We start from the raw sequence: 15,408 nt of genomic DNA on the forward strand, positions 1-15,408 counted from the left end.
TGCCCTGACCTGCGCGTTTACCGAATTGAGCTGGTTTTATCAATGCCAGCACCATATATTGGTCTTGTCGAAAAGACAGCAAGTCCAAACGGCAGGGGATGCTCCGGAGGCCTCCGCAAACGGTGTCTTGCGCACGCAACTCTATGAAAAGAGGGAAGCAATGAAGATCGTAGGCGTTGCCGCCTGTACCGTGGGTATCGCCCACACGTATATGGCCCAGAAGGCGATTCAGGATGAATGCGCCGCCCGTGGCATCGAGTGCAAAGTCGAGGCTCAGGGTGGTCTGGGTATCGAGAACGAGCTGACGCAGGAAGACGTGGATTCCGCCGACCTGGTGCTCGAGTCCGTCGACGTGGGTGTCGAGAACGAGGATCGTTTTGAGCAGAAGATGGCCGAGGGCAAGTTCCTCAAGGTCGGTACTTCCGATGTGATCGCCGATCCGGTCAAGATTATCGACCAGGCCGTTGAGACCATTAAGGCGACGGGTGGCGCAGTTTACGCGCCCAAGGCCGAGGCCAAGGCAGAGAAGAAGGCCGTCTCCGCTGCCCCGCAGGCCCCGACACCGGCGTCCAAGCAGTCCATCTTTGCCGATCCTGGCAAGACGCTGCTCAATGCGTTCAATACCGGCGTTTCCTATTTTATCCCCATCGTCGTTATCGGTGGCGTGTTCCTTGCCTTTTCGTTGGCGTCCGGTACTGCCGGTGCTAGCGGCATGGAGGTCACCAACCCGTTGATGGTGAGCCTTAACACCATCGGCATGGCCGGCATCTCTATGATGATTCCGGTGCTTGCGGCATACATCTCCTACTCGATGGCCGGCAAGCCCGCGCTTGCCCCTGGCTTCGTCCTGGGCTACTTGGTTAACAACGCCGTCGTCACCCCGAGCGGCAACAGCGTTTCGACCGGCTTCTTGGGTGCCATGATCATGGCGGTTATCTGCGGCTACTTTGTCCGCTGGATGAAGACCTGGAAGGTCAACAACACCATTCAGACCATCATGCCGATCTTGATCATCCCGATTCTGACCTCTCTCGTCCTGGGTATGGCCTACATCTACATCCTGGCCACGCCGCTTGGCTTTGTGATGGATTGGCTCACCAGCGTGCTCGGTAGCTTGCAGGGCGGCTCCGCCGTTGTCCTGGGCCTGGTCATTGGTGTTATGACCGCCTTCGATATGGGTGGCCCTATCAACAAGACCGCTTCGACTTTTACCATGGCCATCATGGCCTCCGGTATCTACGGCCCCAACGGTATGTTCCGCGTCGCCGTCGCCATTCCCCCGATCGCCTGTGGTCTCGCCGCGCTCATCGCCAAGAACAAGTTCGATGACGCTGACCGTCAGATGGGCATCTCCGCGCTGTTCATGGGCTGCATCGGCATTACCGAGGGCGCTATCCCCTTCGCGGTCAAGGATCTTGGCCACACCCTGCCCGGCATCTGCATCGGCTCTGCCGTGGGCGCGGCGCTTGCCGCCTTCCAGGGCATCGATTGCTACGTTCCGCATGGTGGCTTTATCGTCGCCCTGGCCACCAACAACGTCGCGCTGTTCTGCCTGGACATCGTGATTGGCTCCTTGGTCGCCGCTGCAATCCTGATTGCCATGAAGCCCACGCTCGATAAGCAGGCCAAGTAAACCTTTAAGGACTCCGGTTGTGCGGAGGGATGGATTTGACTCCGCACAACCGCCCCTACACAACATAATCCATCCGTACTGATAGGGCCCACATCTGGGTCCCAGGGAACTTTTGTCAAAAATCCTCTGGAGAAGGAGAACAAAATGTCCAACCTCACCATCCGCCAGGCCGTTCAGGGCATGCTCAAGCTACAGGATAGCGGCGATCACGCAACCATGGTCGGCATTGGCCCCATGAGCCCCAACCTGATTCAGGCCGTGTTCGAGCTTGCCAAGGACGAGGATTTCCCACCCATGTTTATCGCCAGCCGCAACCAGGTCGATATGGACGAGATGGGCGCCGGCTACGTCAACGGTTGGGACCAGACGCGCTTTGCCGCCGACATCAAGAAGGTTGCCGACGAGGTGGGTTACACCGGTCCGTACTACCTGTGCCGCGATCACGGCGGTCCGTGGCAGCGCGACGAGGAGCGTAACGCCCACCTGCCCGAGGACGAGGCCATGGAGCTCGCTCGCAAGTCATTCGTCGCCGACATGGAGGCGGGCTTTGACCTGCTGATGGTCGACCCCACCAAGGACCCCTATCAGATCGGCAAGGTTATTCCGCTCGACGTGGTGCTTCGCCGCACGATCGATCTTATCGACTACCTTGAGCAGTACCGTCGCGAGCATAACCTGCCCGAGGTTGCCTATGAGGTCGGTACCGAGGAGACCAATGGCGGCCTGACCTCTACCGACAAGTACGAGGAGTTCATTTCTCAGCTGCAGCCCGAGCTCGAGAAGCGCGGCTGCCCCATGCCCACCTTTATCGTCGGTCAGACCGGTACGCTCACCCGTTGGACCGAGCAGGTCGGTCATTACAACTTTAAGAATGCCCGCGAGCTCGCCGACATGGCCAAGCGCTACGGCGTGGGCCTGAAGGAGCACAACGCCGACTACCTGGACGACGCGACGCTGCTCGAGCACATCCCGGCTCACGTGACGGCCTCCAATGTCGCCCCTCAGTACGGCACCGAGGAGACCCGCGCTTACCTCAAGCTCTGCGCTACCGAGCAGATCCTGGTCGACAACGGCCTGTGCGACGATCCTTCCGACCTGTACCACACGTTGTTGGTCAAGGCTATCAAGACCGAGCGCTGGCGCAAGTGGATGACCGGCGATGACGTTAACCTGCAGGTTGATGACATCCTGGCAGACGACGAGCTCAGCCTGAAGATTCTGGATGTCTCCGGTCACTACGCCTTCAACGACCCCGAGGTCAAGGAGCAGGTCGAGAAGCTCTACCGCAACCTCGCTGCCCAGGACATCGACGGCAAGCGCTTTGTGATCGAGCACATCAAGCGCCCGATCAAGCAGTACGTCGTCGGTCTTAACCTCAAGGGCGTCACGAGCCGCATCGAGAAGGCTCTCGAGGACTAGGTAGTTTTTCCTACACGACGCCGGGCCCGGGGCATGTCCCAGCTGCGGGCCCGGCACATAGGACAAAGGGACATCCCCTTTGTCCTATTTTTGAGTTTTGGATTCCTTAGAAGGAGTTTGCACCATGAAGTTCTTTATCGATACCGCCAACCTTGACGAGATTGCCGAGGCCAAGAGCTGGGGCTGCCTGGCCGGTGTTACCACCAATCCGTCCCTGTACGCCAAGACTGGCGGTAAGCTCGCCGACTTTGAGCCCCATATGCTCAAGATTGCCGAGCTCTGCGAGGGACTGCCCGTGTCCGCCGAGTCTACCGCCACCACGGCTGAGGGCATGATCGAGGAGGGCAATCGTCTTGCCGCTCTGGCTCCCAACATCGTGGTTAAGCTTCCCGTGTGCGAGGCCGGCCTCGCCGCCTGTCGCGCCCTGGCCGATGCGGGCGTGCGTGTCAACATGACGCTTGTTTTCTCGCCGACCCAGGCCCTTATGGCCGCCAACGCCGGCGCCCGCTACATCAGCCCGTTTGTGGGACGCTTCGACGACATCGCCGAGGATGGTATTTCGCAGCTCGACAACGTTGTGACCTGCATTAAGAACTATGACTGGACCGGCAAGAACGTCGACGACACCGTTGAGATCATCACTGCTTCGGTCCGCACGCCCAACCACGTGACCCAGGCGGCTCTTCTTGGCGCCGACATCGCGACCGTGCCCATGGCCGCTCTCAAGAAGTGCCTGCATCACCCGCTGACCGACCAGGGCCTTGCCTCGTTCGAGGCTGACTGGCAGAAGGTCGTCGCTCAGGCTTAACGAGTGGATTGCCCCGGCATCGCGTCATCCGGTGCCGGGGTTGTTCTCAAGAGAGGAATTCGTATGACCAACCAGGAGCTGGCGAAGGTCGCCAATGAGGTCAGGAAGGGTGTCGTGACTGCGGTTCACGCGGCCAAGTCGGGACATCCGGGTGGATCGCTCGGTGCTGCCGACATCATGACGTATCTGTACTTTGAGGAAATGAATATCGATCCTGCCGACCCTCACAAGGCCGATCGCGATCGCTTTGTGCTCTCCAAGGGTCACGCGGCGCCGGGCCTGTATTCGGTGTTGGCACATCGCGGCTATTTTCCCGTCGAAGAGCTCGAGACGCTCCGCCATATTGGCAGCCGACTGCAGGGCCATCCCAACATGAACGACACCCCGGGCATCGATATGTCCACCGGCTCGCTCGGTCAGGGCATCTCTGCTGCAGTTGGAATGGCGCTTGCCGCTAAGCACTGGGGCGACAGCTACCGCGTCTACACGTTGCTGGGCGACGGTGAGTGCGAGGAAGGCCAGGTGTGGGAGGCGGCCATGTTTGCCGGCAACCATGCGCTCGACAATCTTGTTGCCGTCGTCGACCACAACGGCTTGCAGATTGACGGCACGATCGATGAAGTTAACTCGGCTATGCCGCTTGCCGACAAGTTCCGCGCCTTTAAGTGGCATGTGATCGAGCTCGCCGACGGTAACGACATGGCGCAGATTGCCGCCGCCTTTGCCGAGGCCCGCAAAGTGAGCGACTCGCCCGTGGCCATTATCGCCGAGACGGTGAAGGGCAAGGGCGTCTCCTTTATGGAAAACCAGGTGGGCTGGCACGGCAAGGCGCCCAACGATGAACAGTTTGAGCAGGCCATGGCCGAGCTCGCAGCAGCAGGGGAGGAGCTCTAATGGCAGACGTCAAGAAAGTCGCCACGCGCGTTAGCTATGGCGAGGCACTTGTCGAGCTGGGCAATGAGCGCGATGACTTTGTGGTTCTCGATGCCGACCTGGCCGCCGCAACGCAGACCGGTAAGTTTAAGGCTGCGCACCCTGAGCGCTTCTACGACGCCGGCATTGCCGAGAGCAACTTGATGGGGCTCGCCGCCGGCATTGCGACCACGGGCCACGTCGCCTTTGCGAGCACCTTTGCCATGTTCGCCGCCGGCCGCGCGTACGAACAAGTGCGTAATTCCATCGGCTATCCGCACCTCAACGTCAAAATCGGTGCCACGCATGCGGGTATCTCGGTCGGTGAAGACGGTGCCACGCATCAGTGCTGCGAGGACATCGCGCTCATGCGCACGATCCCGGGTATGACGGTGATCGTTCCCGCCGATGACATCGAGGCTCGCGCTTGCGTGCGCGCCGCCTATGAGTTTGAGGGACCGGTCTACATGCGCTTCGGCCGCCTGGCAACACCGGTCATCAACGATCGCGAGGACTATGAGTTCAAGATTGGTCGCGGCGTGGTCGTGCGCGAGGGGTCCGATGTGACCATCATCGCTTGTGGCCTTATGGTCGCCGAGGCGCTTGAGGCTGCCGAGGCGCTCGCTGCCGATGGTATCGATGCCGAGGTCATCAACATGCACACGATCAAGCCGCTTGATGAGCGCCTGGTGGTTGCCAGCGCCAAGAAGACTGGTCGTGTGGTCACCGCCGAGGAGCATTCGATTATCGGCGGTCTTGGCGAGGCCGTGGCCTCGGTGCTCGCGGAACAGCATCCGGTGCCGATGCGACGCGTCGGCGTGCGCGATGTGTATGGCGAGTCCGGCCCTGCGGTCGATTTGCTGCACAAGTACGGTTTGGACGCCGACGGCATCGAAGCTGCGGTTAGGTCCGTGTTGTAAGGAAGGTTTCCATGGGATTTGTATCTGCCAACCAAGTGACGATCGGGTATACCGCCGCCTCGCGCGAGGACGCTCTGCATTATTTGTCCGAGCAGGCCATCGAGCTCGGCTTTGCCGATGACGCATCTGCCGTAGAGGCTGCCTTCATTGCTCGCGAGAACGAGGCCGAGACCGGCCTTGTCGCCGGTTTTGCCGTTCCGCATGCCAAAAGCGACGCAATCCATACGCCGGGCGTTGCCGTGCTTAAACTGGTCGAGCCCGTTGAATGGCCGAGCTTCGATGGGGTACCTGTCGATGTTGCGCTCGCGCTGTACGTGCCTGCCGGCGAGGCTGGAACCACGCATCTGCGCCTGCTCTCCAAGGCTGCCGTAATGCTGATGGACGCCGGCTTCCGCGACAAGGTGCGCGCGAGCACCGATCCCGTTGAGATTGCGGAGCTCATCAATAGCGGACTCGAAGACTAGGACGGTCATCCCGTTCAATCAATCGATCCTTCTCCAAGGAAAAGGGCCGCGACGCCATATAGGTGTCGCGGCCCTGTTTGCGTTTCCCCAGATAAAACCTGCCAAAATAAACCTGTCCCTTTTTGGCAGGCTAATCGTGAGTTATTTCACCGCAACTTAGGGCGCGGTTAGGAAGTGTGCACCTTAAAGAGTGGAGCCCTTGATTAGAGAGATTGCGCTCGTCTCTCTAAATGTCTCTCTAAAGAGAAGGTTGGTTAGAGAGATAGCATTAGGCAATCTAGCAGCGAATTCGATACATCTCTCTAAATGTCTCTCTAAAACAAGGCGCTTATCTCTCTAAAGTTAGAGAGATAAATCTATTGTTTTAGAGAGACGGAATGCCAAAATTCGTCCGTCAGCTACCATCTGCCAAAAATGGCAGATAAAGGACTCATTGAGGTAATGGGTTCATCGACGAGCCGCAATCGCCGATATCGGAGGAAGTAGATGCAGCCGGGTCGCCCCTCTAGTGTCTCTCGAAGTCGGATGGGTGCTAGAGGGGCGATTGTCTTGCGATGTTTCCCCAGATAAAACCTGCCAAAATAAACCTGTCCTTTTTGGCGGGTCTGCGGGTCCATGCTCGCCAAACGGAGTTGCGGTGGAATAGTTCCTGTTTTGGCCCGATAGGCCGCAAAACGGGAACTATTCCACCGCAACTTATCGGGATACGCTACTGGTTCATGTTGCCGTGGATGTAGGGGGTGACCTCGGGGGAGATGTGGGCGCAGCCCAGCTCGCGCAGCGCGGACTCGATGGCAGCGGGCAACGGGGTCTTGCCCTCGCCGTCGACGGCAGCACCGCCGAGGGCGGCGATCTTGGCGACATCTGTGGGCGCGGCCTCGATATGCATGCAGCCGCCGACCAAGCGCGCGCGTACCTGCGCCAGGTCGAGATCGTGCAGGTAATCCTCACAGACGCGAATCAGGGAGACCTTCTCGCGCGTAAGCTCCTCGCCCGTGGGGACGCGCGTGGCAAGACAGGCTCCCGCCGGCAGGTTCCAAACGGGATAGCCCCATGCGCGCAACAGCTCACGCTCTTCGTCCTTGGTAAAGCCGACCTCCATAAGAGGGGAGCGTACGCCGAGCTCTTCTGCGGCGCGCATGCCAGGGCGGTAGTCACCGCGATCGCTTGCATTGCTGCCATCGATGACGGTGGAAAAGCCGAGCGACTTGGCGTGGTTGACGATGGCGGTAAAGCCGGCCTGCTTACAGTGGTAGCAGCGATTGGCATCGTTGCAGGCTACTTGGGGGAGCTGCAACTGATCGACCGAAAGATTGAGCACAGGGAGCTTAAAATGCGGCTCCTCATTGGCTTGCCCGTCAACGGACCGCTCAAACGAAGCCTGTTCAGGCGTGCCGATGAGCGGCGTGGTGAGGTGAACGAGAAGCGTGCTGGCCGGCATGATGCGGGCGCAGACCGCGGCTAAAAAGCTGCTGTCGACGCCACCGGAAAAGCCGATGGCGACGCGTCCGTATGCCAAAAGCAGCTGTTCGAGCGCTGCGAGTTTGTCTTGAAGCTCCTCTGCAGGTGCGGTGGTGTCTGAAAGCATGAAACGTTCCTTACCAATATGTACTCGGTCGAAAACTATAATCCTACCGAGCTGCCTGTCATAAGATTTCTACCTATGTAACGAAAGCGCAATATGGTATATACGTTATATACAAGTTGTCAAATGCGGTAGAGTTGTGGCAATGCGACAGCGAGAGTCGATGGGGGACCGATATGATCAAGGCTGTTATTTTTGACATGGATGGAACGCTGGTCGATACTGAGCGTCTGGGCATCATGGCATGGAAAGCGCCCGCTGCTGAGCTGGGGCTCGCGATTGATGATGCGCTGATCCATCAGTTTATCGGTCGCACGCTGCCCGATGTTATGGACATCCTTGAGGCACATTACGGCAGCAGAGAAACCGCTGAGGCGATCTATCGTCGCCACAAGGAGATTCGCGACGAGATGGTCAAGACCGATCTGGAGCTTAAGGTCGGCGCCGCCGAGTGCCTGGATGAGCTGCTGGCTGCGGGCTATCACGTGGGCCTTGCGACGTCATCGCGCCATGTCACGGCCGAGCGCAACCTTAAGATGGTCGGTCTCTTTGACAAGTTTGAAACGGTGACCTGTGGCGAGGACGTCGTGCACGGCAAGCCCGACCCCGAGATGTATCTGCTCGCCTGCGAGCGCGCGGGCTTTGTCCCCGAGGAATGCGCTGTGGTCGAGGATTCGCGCAACGGCTGCGTCTCGGGCATCACGGCCGGCTGCCACGTCTTTGCCGTCCCCGATATCGTGCCGCTGCCGCAGGACGTGGCGGATGGCTGCGAGGCCGTGCTCGATACGCTGTTCGATCTGACGCCGGCGGTCAAGGCCGTGCGTTAGCGTTTGCACCCGAGTCATTTCAATAGCATTTTAAAGATGCGGCCAACCGCTTAGCTGGGTGTCCGCATCTATATCCAAGATCCCGATTGCGCCCGTGGGCGTTGTCTGCCGCTAGCGGTGACGACAGCGGCGCCCGCGCGGAAGCGCTGATACGGCCAGCCCCTCTTATCGGCCAAGACTGCAGTTTTGGCCGATAAGAGGGGCTTTGTGCTTTAAATAATCGAGGCAGCCGCCTTGGCAAGAGGTTGGCGGGGCTTTGGACGTTACGAGTTATTCCAAGAGCCAGTCGATTACGTTGCGCTTGCGAACTCCTTCGTAGTTTGCGTCAGCAAATAGCGTGTCGAGCGTAAGAAGCGTCTTGGGATAGTTGTCTCGGACTTTCTTAAAGGGGGCCAACTCGCGGTTGAGGGTGGTTTCGTCGAGCGTAGTGGCTGAAACCTGAAAATAGGCCGTCTCGTCTGAGCCTAGGGCAACAAAATCGATCTCCCCATCATCGATATCGCCCACGTAGACGTCGTATCCGCGGCGTAGAAGCTCGAGATAGACGACATTTTCGAGAATATGACCGATGTCGCTGCTCTGAGTTTTGACGAGAGCGCCTCTAAGTCCAAGGTCAACGGCGTAGTATTTGCCGTTTGTTGTTAGAAGCTGTCGACCGCGTACGTTGTAGCGCGGCGCTGAATACAGTACGAGACTGTCTGTTAAGCCTTTGAGATACTTGGCGACGGTCTTCTGATCGGTTTTGTTGCCGTTGGACGAGAGCGTGTCGGAGATTTTTTTAACCGAGGTTCGGCTTCCGATGTTATGGAGTAGGAACTTGGTGATATCGCGCAGGGTCGAGACGTCCGAGACCTTCAAGCGTTCGATAACGTCGCGTATGACTATGGTGTCGTAGAGACTCATAAGGTAATCACGCGCCTGGGGGCCCTGGATACCCGTTTCGGCGATAAAGGGAAAGGAGCCCCGGGTGATGTACTCGTCAAACAGCTGGGTAGGAGCCTTTCCGCCATTGGTTTTTGCCGAGCAAAACTCTTTAAAGGAGAGGGGCAGCATCTTAAGCTCTACGTAGCGACCGGATAGTAAGGTTGCCAGCTCGCTCGAGAGCAGATAGGCGTTGGAACCGGTTATGTAGAGATCGACATTATCCCTGATAAATAGGCTGTCGACGGCTTTTTCGAAGTGCTCGACATGCTGTATCTCGTCCAGAAAAACATAGTTCATCTTATCGGGGACGAGTCTGGCGGAAACGTAGTCGTAGAGTGCTCTATACGACGTAAGAGACTCGAACTCCAGATCTTCAAAGTTGAGGGATATAACCTGGGCATCTGTGGTTCCATGGTCGCGCAAATGACCACGGTAAATCTCGAATAGCTTCGATTTGCCTGACCTACGCACGCCCGAAACGACCTTGATAACATGCGAGTCTTTCCACGAAATGAGCCAGTCGAGGTACTGTTTGCGGTCAATCAAATCCATAAAGCCTCTCCCTGGGTCTGAAAATATTGGAACAAAATCAATATTTATGTATAATTACAAAAAATATGGAATTGAATCCATTTTATCAAAATAACTCATGAAAATATGGATTGCATTCCATAAATAACCCTAGCTGTAGCCCTGGCTAATGGGCGTGGGGCCGGAAAAAGCGCCGCGGCGGGGTTGATTCCGCTGCGGCGCTTTTTGCTACAGGTAGGCGCCGAGGTTGATGGCGGTGGCTTCGGCGTGGTTGCTTGCCTGGGTGCTGGCGCGCTCGAGGAGGAACGGCCGTACGAGTTCTTGGCGGTTGATGTCCTCGGCGGCCGTGACCGCGGTGACGGGGCGCGCGGCAGAGCCGACGCGGATATGTTTGGTCTTTGTCGGGACCTTGTTCTCGATTTGCTCCAGCAGCAGTTGGACACCCTTGCGGCCAATTTCGTAGCCCGGGGGTGCCACCGTGGTGAGGGGGACCGACCCACTCCATGCAAGCGGGTTGCCGTCGCATCCGGCCACGCGAATCTGCTCGGGGACGGAGATGCCTTTGTCGACCAATGCTGAAATAACGCCCGAGGCCAACACGTCGGTCAGGCCGACGACAAAATCGGGACGTTCGTCGGCAGGGCGCCCGGCAATCTGAGCGCCAATGCCGTAGCCGTCGGCAGCGGTATTCCATTCGCCGGCGTCGATGACTTCGATTTTGATATCGGGGTGCAGGGCAAGGGCCTTGTGAATGCCAAGCACGCGCAGGGTGAGCTGCATAAATGCCGCTCTGCCCACAACGGTGATATGGCGTGCGCCGCGGGTGATGGCGAGCCCGGCGATAATGCGCCCCTGCGCCTCGTTGTCGGCGGCCACGTAATAACCGGGCTCGGAACAGTGGATGTCCAGATGGACGATCGGCACGGGCATCTTGGCCATGGCGGCGTGCCAGTCGGGGGACGCCATGGGCTGAACCATGACACCGGACATTTGTGTGCCCATAAAATAGCGCAGGTAATGGTCCTCGAGAATATCGTCGTTATCGGCGTTGGCGATGAGTAGGTCGTAACCGTGCTTACGGGCCTCGTTATGGGCGCCGCTGGCAATTTGGAGCGAGAAGCCGTGGTCGAGACGGGGGAGGACCAGGCCAAAGGACTTGGTGGTGCCGCCCGCGAGCTGACGGGCGCTTTGGTTGGGCAGGTAGCCAAGGCGACTGATGGTCTCGTTGATGAGCTTGAGGGTCTCGGGGCGCAGCTTTTCGGGGTGGTTGAGCGCGTTGGAAACCGTGCCCAGCGAGACCCCCGCCTCGCGCGCGACGTCGCTGATTTTTACCTTTGCCATAGCGGCCCCTTTGATGCGTTTCAAGTACAAGCCAGATTGTAGCATCGCCCGCCCCTAGGGTGTCAAAACCTTCCAATGAGGGACAGGTTTATTTTGGCAGGTTTTATCTGGGGAAACGCTGGAGCCAAAACCACCACAAAGGTGCCTGTCCCCCTTTGTAGTGGTTTTGATGCGGCTGGGCTGCGCGCTCAACAGTGGAGTGTCTACAATAGAAGCCGTTTTGAACGTAGATTGAAAGGCTTTGGTATGACTCGCTCTGTTTCTCGTCGTGATTTCCTGAGTTTGCTTGCCGGTACAGCATTAGTTGCGGCGAGCGGTTGCGCTGGCAATGGCGCTGACAAGGGCTCTGCCGCTGGTTCTGCTGCGGGTGCAGGCGACGATATCAAAGGCGCCAAGCTCACCTTTGTGGGCGACGATGCCTTCGCGCCCTATCGCTATCTGGAGACGCAGTCGGATGGCAAGCAGAAGGTTGTCGGCCTGGATATCGCCATTGCCGATGAGATGGCCTCGCGCCTGGGCTTTTCTTACGACTTTGAGCCGCAGGACTTTGCTGCCACGCTCGCATCGGTGCAGAGCGATGACAAGGCCTTTACCATGGCGATGAGCTCCAACGAAGAGCGCGAGCAGACGTACGACTTCACGCGCGGCTATTATCAGCCGCTCGTAGGCGTTCTCACACTTGGCGGCGATCCTGTTAAGCGCGTCGAGGACCTTGCCGGCAAGTCCATCGCCTGCACCACCGGCACCGTGCAGAACAAGTTCATCGCCAAGGTCATGCCCGATGCCGATATTCACACGTACGACGGCGGCGACCAGTGCCTGCAAGAGGTGCTCGCCGGGCGCATCGATGCCTACCTGTGCGACGGCGCCGAGGGCCAGTCCATGCGCGATGCGAACAAGGGCCTGGTGCTGGGCCTGCTCGATCGTTCCGAGACGAGCGGTCATGTGGGCGTGTACCGCCTGATGGCCAAGAAGGGTGCCGGCTTTGTCGTGGCGCTTGACGAGTGCATCGGCGAGATGCTCGAGGATGGCACCATCGACGGCTATATCAAGCAGTATGTGGGCGCCGACTTTATGTGGAACGGCGACTATTCCGCTTCCGGCACGTCGACGGTTGCCGGAAAATAGCGAGCCGATGCGGCGCGCGCCAAGGGCATGCTGATGAAGTTTGAACTGCTAGAACCATATATACCGATGTTTATGAGCGGCCTGGTCGCGACCTGTCAGGTGACGGCCGCCGCTCTGGTTATAGCGCTTGCCCTGGGCTTTCTCATTGCCGTGCTCAAGGTTTTACCCTGTCGCCCATTGCGTGCGGTGCTCAGCTTCTACACCTCTATCTTTCGCGGCGTTCCGCTTATCGTGCTGCTCTTTTTGGCGTATTTTGCGACGCCGCAGCTCACGGGTTTTAAAATATCGATGTTTGCCGCCGGTGTCATTACGCTGGGGCTTAACGGCTCAGCGACGGTGTCCGAGACGGTACGCGGTGGTATCGAGGGCGTTGACCGGGGTCAGACGATGCCGCTCGGGCCATCGGGCTTCGCTATGTTCCCATGATGCGCAAGATCGTTGTTCCGCAGGCGATGCGCTCGATTGCCCCCGCCCTGGTCAACGAAGTGATCACGGTCCTCAAGAGCTCCTCGCTGGTGGCAACCATCGGCCTGATGGACATGATGTGTGCCGCCCAGAGCGTGCAAGCGCTCACCTATCGGGCCTTTGAACCGTTTTTGGTGGCGGCCGTGGTCTACTACGTCATTGTCATGGCGCTCACTGCCCTGGGTAATCGGCTCGAGCGTCATCTGCGCCTCTAGAACCGGTCAAGCCACCGCAAAGGCGCCTGTCCCCATCGTGATGGTTTGGGCATGTGTGCATCGGGTGGTATCTAAGTTGAGATACCACTTCTGGTATATCAGCTTGCGCTTGCGTGAGTACAATACTCGAACGTTATACGTCTCAGCGCCCCCTGCGCGTGGACGTCTTGCAGTCACGCGAACGAAGGGATTTATCCTATGTGCGGAATTGTCGGCTACACCGGATCTGATATTGCAAAGAACATCCTGGTCACAGGCCTTAAGCGCATGGAGTATCGCGGCTATGACTCCTCGGGCGTCGCGCTCGAGGTGGGCGAGGGCGCCGCGGCGCACCTCGACGTTATCCGCCGCGTGGGTAAGGTTGCGGGTCTGGAGAGCGAGCTTTCCAATATCGATAGCGACGCAACCTGCGGTATCGGTCACACCCGTTGGGCCACCCACGGCAAGCCCTCCGTCGTTAATGCTCATCCCCACACCAGCTGCGACGGTCGTATCGCCATCGTCCACAACGGCATTATCGAGAACTTCGCCGAGCTGCGCGAGGAGCTGGAGAGCCGCGGCCATCACTTTAAGAGCGAGACCGATACGGAGGTCTTCGCGCATCTGATCGAAGAAGCTTATGTCGAGACGCACGACCTGATGGCCTCCGTGCGCGAGGCTTGCACCCACGTGGTCGGCGCCTATGGTTTGGCCGCCATGTGCACCGACGAGCCCGGCGTGATCGCCGTGGCCCGCAAGGACTCTCCGATTGTGGTCGGCGTGGGCGAGACCGGCTCCTACGTTGCCTCCGACGTGATCGCGCTTATCGATGCCACCCGCGATGTCGTGGTGCTCGAGGACGGTCAGTTTGCCAAGCTTACGCCTGCGGGCGTCGAGTACACCGACGAGGCCGGCAACGTGATTGAGCCCAAGATCACCCATATCGATTGGGACCTGGACATGGCCGAAAAGGGCGGTTACCCCGACTTTATGCTCAAGGAGATCCACGAGCAGCCTCGCGTCGTGCGCGATACCCTGGTTGGCCGCATGACCCCCGCCGGTGAGCTCGATATCGACGAGCTGGGTCTTTCGCTCGAGGAGCTCAACGATATCGACCGCGTCTACGTGATCGCCTGCGGCACCAGCTATCACGCCGGCCTCATCGCAAAGAACCTTATCGAGGGCTGGGCTCGCATTCCCACCGAGGTTGAGGCTGCCAGCGAGTTCCGCTATCGCAACCCCATCATCACGCCGACGACGCTCGTCGTTGCCGTGTCCCAGTCGGGCGAGACGGCCGATACCCTCGCCGCCATTCGCGACGCGCGTATCAAGGGCGCCAAGGTCTTTGGCATCACCAACGTGGTGGGCAGCCCGGTGGCGCGCGAAAGCGACGGCGTCATCTACACCAAGGCCAACAAGGAGATCGCGGTCGCCTCGACCAAGAGCTTCATCGGCCAGGTTGTGAGCCTGACGCTGCTGGCTCTGCTGCTGGCGCAGGTCAAGTACCGTCTGACCACCAAGCAGACGCGCATGATGTTCCGCGAGCTTTCCGATACGGCCGAGCAGATCCAGTGGATTTTGGACACGCAGACCGAGGCCGTGCACGAGGCCGCCCTGCTGTGCAAGGATGCGCAGTCGGCGCTGTTCGTGGGCCGCGGTATGGGTGCTGCCATCTCCTACGAGGGCGCACTCAAGCTCAAGGAGGTCAGCTACCTGCATGCCGAGGCGTATGCTGCCGGCGAGATGAAGCACGGCCCCATCGCGCTGATCGATACGGGCTTCCCCGTCATCGCCGTGGCCACCAAGAGCGCCACCTACGACAAGACCGTGTCGAACCTTATGGAGTGCAAGGCGCGCGGTGCCAAGGTCATCGTCGTTGCCACCGAGGGCGACGAGGAGATCAACAAGATCGCCGACTGCATCATCCGCGTGCCGGCCGTCCGCGACGTGTTCAGCCCCATCACGGCGAGCGTCCCGCTGCAGCTGCTCGCCCGCGAGGTCGCCATCCTGCGCGGCTGCGACGTCGATCAGCCCCGTAACCTCGCTAAGAGCGTCACAGTAGAGTAGTTGTCGTTCCGCCGTTCTGCCGAACGGCGGACCTGCCGACGCTGCGCGGGCCGCATTCACGCCAATCTGACGTTCAATTTCGAGGGCGCGACCAGAAGGTCAGCGCCCTCTCATTTCAAGACTTTAGTCTGCTGGCCGCGCAGCGGCCAGCTTTAAACCACCCGCTACGCGGGTGGAGACAAACGGCTTT

14 protein-coding genes are annotated in these 15,408 nt (G+C 59.1%); 11 read left to right on the forward strand and 3 right to left on the reverse strand.

Going from position 1 to position 15,408, the window contains the following annotated elements; genetic code table 11:
* Positions 1-160: 160 nt before the first annotated feature.
* From GT495_RS08020 to GT495_RS08045, 6 genes are all read left to right on the forward strand, one after another.
* Positions 161-1,633 (forward strand): PTS fructose transporter subunit IIC, encoded by a 1,473-nt coding sequence (locus GT495_RS08020; protein ID WP_156599829.1) that lies wholly within the window; start codon positions 161-163, stop codon positions 1,631-1,633.
* 144 nt (positions 1,634-1,777) lie between these two features.
* The gene (locus GT495_RS08025; RefSeq protein WP_006235615.1) at positions 1,778-3,052 is read left to right on the forward strand and encodes a class II D-tagatose-bisphosphate aldolase non-catalytic subunit; all 1,275 of its coding nucleotides are present in this window, start codon (positions 1,778-1,780) and stop codon (positions 3,050-3,052) included.
* A 124-nt stretch (positions 3,053-3,176) separates the two neighbouring features.
* Positions 3,177-3,860, forward strand: coding sequence for a fructose-6-phosphate aldolase (fsa, locus tag GT495_RS08030; RefSeq protein WP_161162224.1), 684 nt, complete (start codon positions 3,177-3,179; stop codon positions 3,858-3,860).
* Positions 3,861-3,923: 63 nt separating this feature from the next.
* Entirely contained in the window at positions 3,924-4,754 is an 831-nt protein-coding gene (locus GT495_RS08035) for a transketolase (protein ID WP_161162225.1), read from the forward strand.
* On the forward strand, positions 4,754-5,692 hold the full coding sequence (locus GT495_RS08040) for a transketolase family protein (RefSeq protein ID WP_161162226.1): 939 nt from the start codon (positions 4,754-4,756) through the stop codon (positions 5,690-5,692). The genes GT495_RS08035 and GT495_RS08040 overlap by 1 nt, the downstream gene beginning before the upstream one ends.
* 11 nt (positions 5,693-5,703) lie before the next feature.
* Positions 5,704-6,156, forward strand: coding sequence for a PTS sugar transporter subunit IIA (locus GT495_RS08045; RefSeq protein WP_161162227.1), 453 nt, complete (start codon positions 5,704-5,706; stop codon positions 6,154-6,156).
* Between the two features lie 709 nt (positions 6,157-6,865).
* On the opposite strand, the gene GT495_RS08050 is transcribed toward GT495_RS08045, so the two are convergent.
* Positions 6,866-7,744 (reverse strand): ATP-dependent sacrificial sulfur transferase LarE, encoded by an 879-nt coding sequence (locus GT495_RS08050; protein WP_161162228.1) that lies wholly within the window; start codon positions 7,742-7,744, stop codon positions 6,866-6,868.
* A gap of 173 nt (positions 7,745-7,917) precedes the next feature.
* On the opposite strand from GT495_RS08050, the gene GT495_RS08055 reads away from it, so the two are divergent.
* Positions 7,918-8,568, forward strand: coding sequence for an HAD family phosphatase (locus GT495_RS08055; RefSeq protein ID WP_161162229.1), 651 nt, complete (start codon positions 7,918-7,920; stop codon positions 8,566-8,568).
* Positions 8,569-8,838: 270 nt separating this feature from the next.
* On the opposite strand, the gene GT495_RS08060 is transcribed toward GT495_RS08055, so the two are convergent.
* Together GT495_RS08060 and GT495_RS08065 are read right to left on the reverse strand one after the other, a co-directional pair.
* A complete protein-coding gene (locus GT495_RS08060; RefSeq protein ID WP_161162230.1) occupies positions 8,839-10,044 on the reverse strand; it encodes an ATP-binding protein in 1,206 nt (401 codons plus the stop codon).
* Positions 10,045-10,251: 207 nt separating this feature from the next.
* A complete protein-coding gene (locus GT495_RS08065; protein ID WP_161162231.1) occupies positions 10,252-11,364 on the reverse strand; it encodes a LacI family DNA-binding transcriptional regulator in 1,113 nt (370 codons plus the stop codon).
* A 246-nt stretch (positions 11,365-11,610) separates the two neighbouring features.
* Between GT495_RS08065 and GT495_RS08070 the strand changes: the two genes are divergently transcribed.
* The 4 genes from GT495_RS08070 (at position 11,611) to glmS (ending at position 15,218) form a co-directional block, all read left to right on the forward strand.
* Complete coding sequence (locus GT495_RS08070; protein ID WP_161162232.1) at positions 11,611-12,492, forward strand: ABC transporter substrate-binding protein; 882 nt, start codon at positions 11,611-11,613, stop codon at positions 12,490-12,492.
* 33 nt (positions 12,493-12,525) lie between these two features.
* Positions 12,526-12,918 (forward strand): ABC transporter permease subunit, encoded by a 393-nt coding sequence (locus tag GT495_RS08075; protein WP_161162696.1) that lies wholly within the window; start codon positions 12,526-12,528, stop codon positions 12,916-12,918.
* Positions 12,918-13,172: an ABC transporter permease subunit gene (locus GT495_RS08080; protein WP_161162234.1), complete on the forward strand. Its 255-nt coding sequence runs from the start codon at positions 12,918-12,920 to the stop codon at positions 13,170-13,172. Before GT495_RS08075 ends, GT495_RS08080 begins: the two co-directional genes overlap by 1 nt.
* A gap of 198 nt (positions 13,173-13,370) precedes the next feature.
* Positions 13,371-15,218 (forward strand): glutamine--fructose-6-phosphate transaminase (isomerizing), encoded by a 1,848-nt coding sequence (glmS, locus tag GT495_RS08085; protein ID WP_161162235.1) that lies wholly within the window; start codon positions 13,371-13,373, stop codon positions 15,216-15,218.
* Positions 15,219-15,408 lie beyond the last annotated feature (190 nt).

Source organism: Collinsella sp. BIOML-A6 (assembly GCF_009875845.1).
Classification (GTDB): domain Bacteria; phylum Actinomycetota; class Coriobacteriia; order Coriobacteriales; family Coriobacteriaceae; genus Collinsella; species Collinsella aerofaciens_H.

What these genes read in the sequence shown, in the direction of transcription:
- GT495_RS08065 (WP_161162231.1), bottom strand. Translation starts at nt 11,364, where the DNA reads ATGGCAAAGGTAAAAATCAGCGACGTCGCGCGCGAGGCGGGGGTCTCG.
- GT495_RS08080 (WP_161162234.1), top strand. Translation starts at nt 12,918, where the DNA reads ATGCGCAAGATCGTTGTTCCGCAGGCGATGCGCTCGATTGCCCCCGCC.
- GT495_RS08055 (WP_161162229.1), top strand. Translation starts at nt 7,918, where the DNA reads ATGATCAAGGCTGTTATTTTTGACATGGATGGAACGCTGGTCGATACT.
- GT495_RS08045 (WP_161162227.1), top strand. Translation starts at nt 5,704, where the DNA reads ATGGGATTTGTATCTGCCAACCAAGTGACGATCGGGTATACCGCCGCC.
- GT495_RS08035 (WP_161162225.1), top strand. Translation starts at nt 3,924, where the DNA reads ATGACCAACCAGGAGCTGGCGAAGGTCGCCAATGAGGTCAGGAAGGGT.
- GT495_RS08040 (WP_161162226.1), top strand. Translation starts at nt 4,754, where the DNA reads ATGGCAGACGTCAAGAAAGTCGCCACGCGCGTTAGCTATGGCGAGGCA.
- GT495_RS08075 (WP_161162696.1), top strand. Translation starts at nt 12,526, where the DNA reads ATGAAGTTTGAACTGCTAGAACCATATATACCGATGTTTATGAGCGGC.
- GT495_RS08020 (WP_156599829.1), top strand. Translation starts at nt 161, where the DNA reads ATGAAGATCGTAGGCGTTGCCGCCTGTACCGTGGGTATCGCCCACACG.
- GT495_RS08060 (WP_161162230.1), bottom strand. Translation starts at nt 10,044, where the DNA reads ATGGATTTGATTGACCGCAAACAGTACCTCGACTGGCTCATTTCGTGG.
- glmS (WP_161162235.1), top strand. Translation starts at nt 13,371, where the DNA reads ATGTGCGGAATTGTCGGCTACACCGGATCTGATATTGCAAAGAACATC.
- GT495_RS08025 (WP_006235615.1), top strand. Translation starts at nt 1,778, where the DNA reads ATGTCCAACCTCACCATCCGCCAGGCCGTTCAGGGCATGCTCAAGCTA.
- fsa (WP_161162224.1), top strand. Translation starts at nt 3,177, where the DNA reads ATGAAGTTCTTTATCGATACCGCCAACCTTGACGAGATTGCCGAGGCC.
- GT495_RS08050 (WP_161162228.1), bottom strand. Translation starts at nt 7,744, where the DNA reads ATGCTTTCAGACACCACCGCACCTGCAGAGGAGCTTCAAGACAAACTC.
- GT495_RS08070 (WP_161162232.1), top strand. Translation starts at nt 11,611, where the DNA reads ATGACTCGCTCTGTTTCTCGTCGTGATTTCCTGAGTTTGCTTGCCGGT.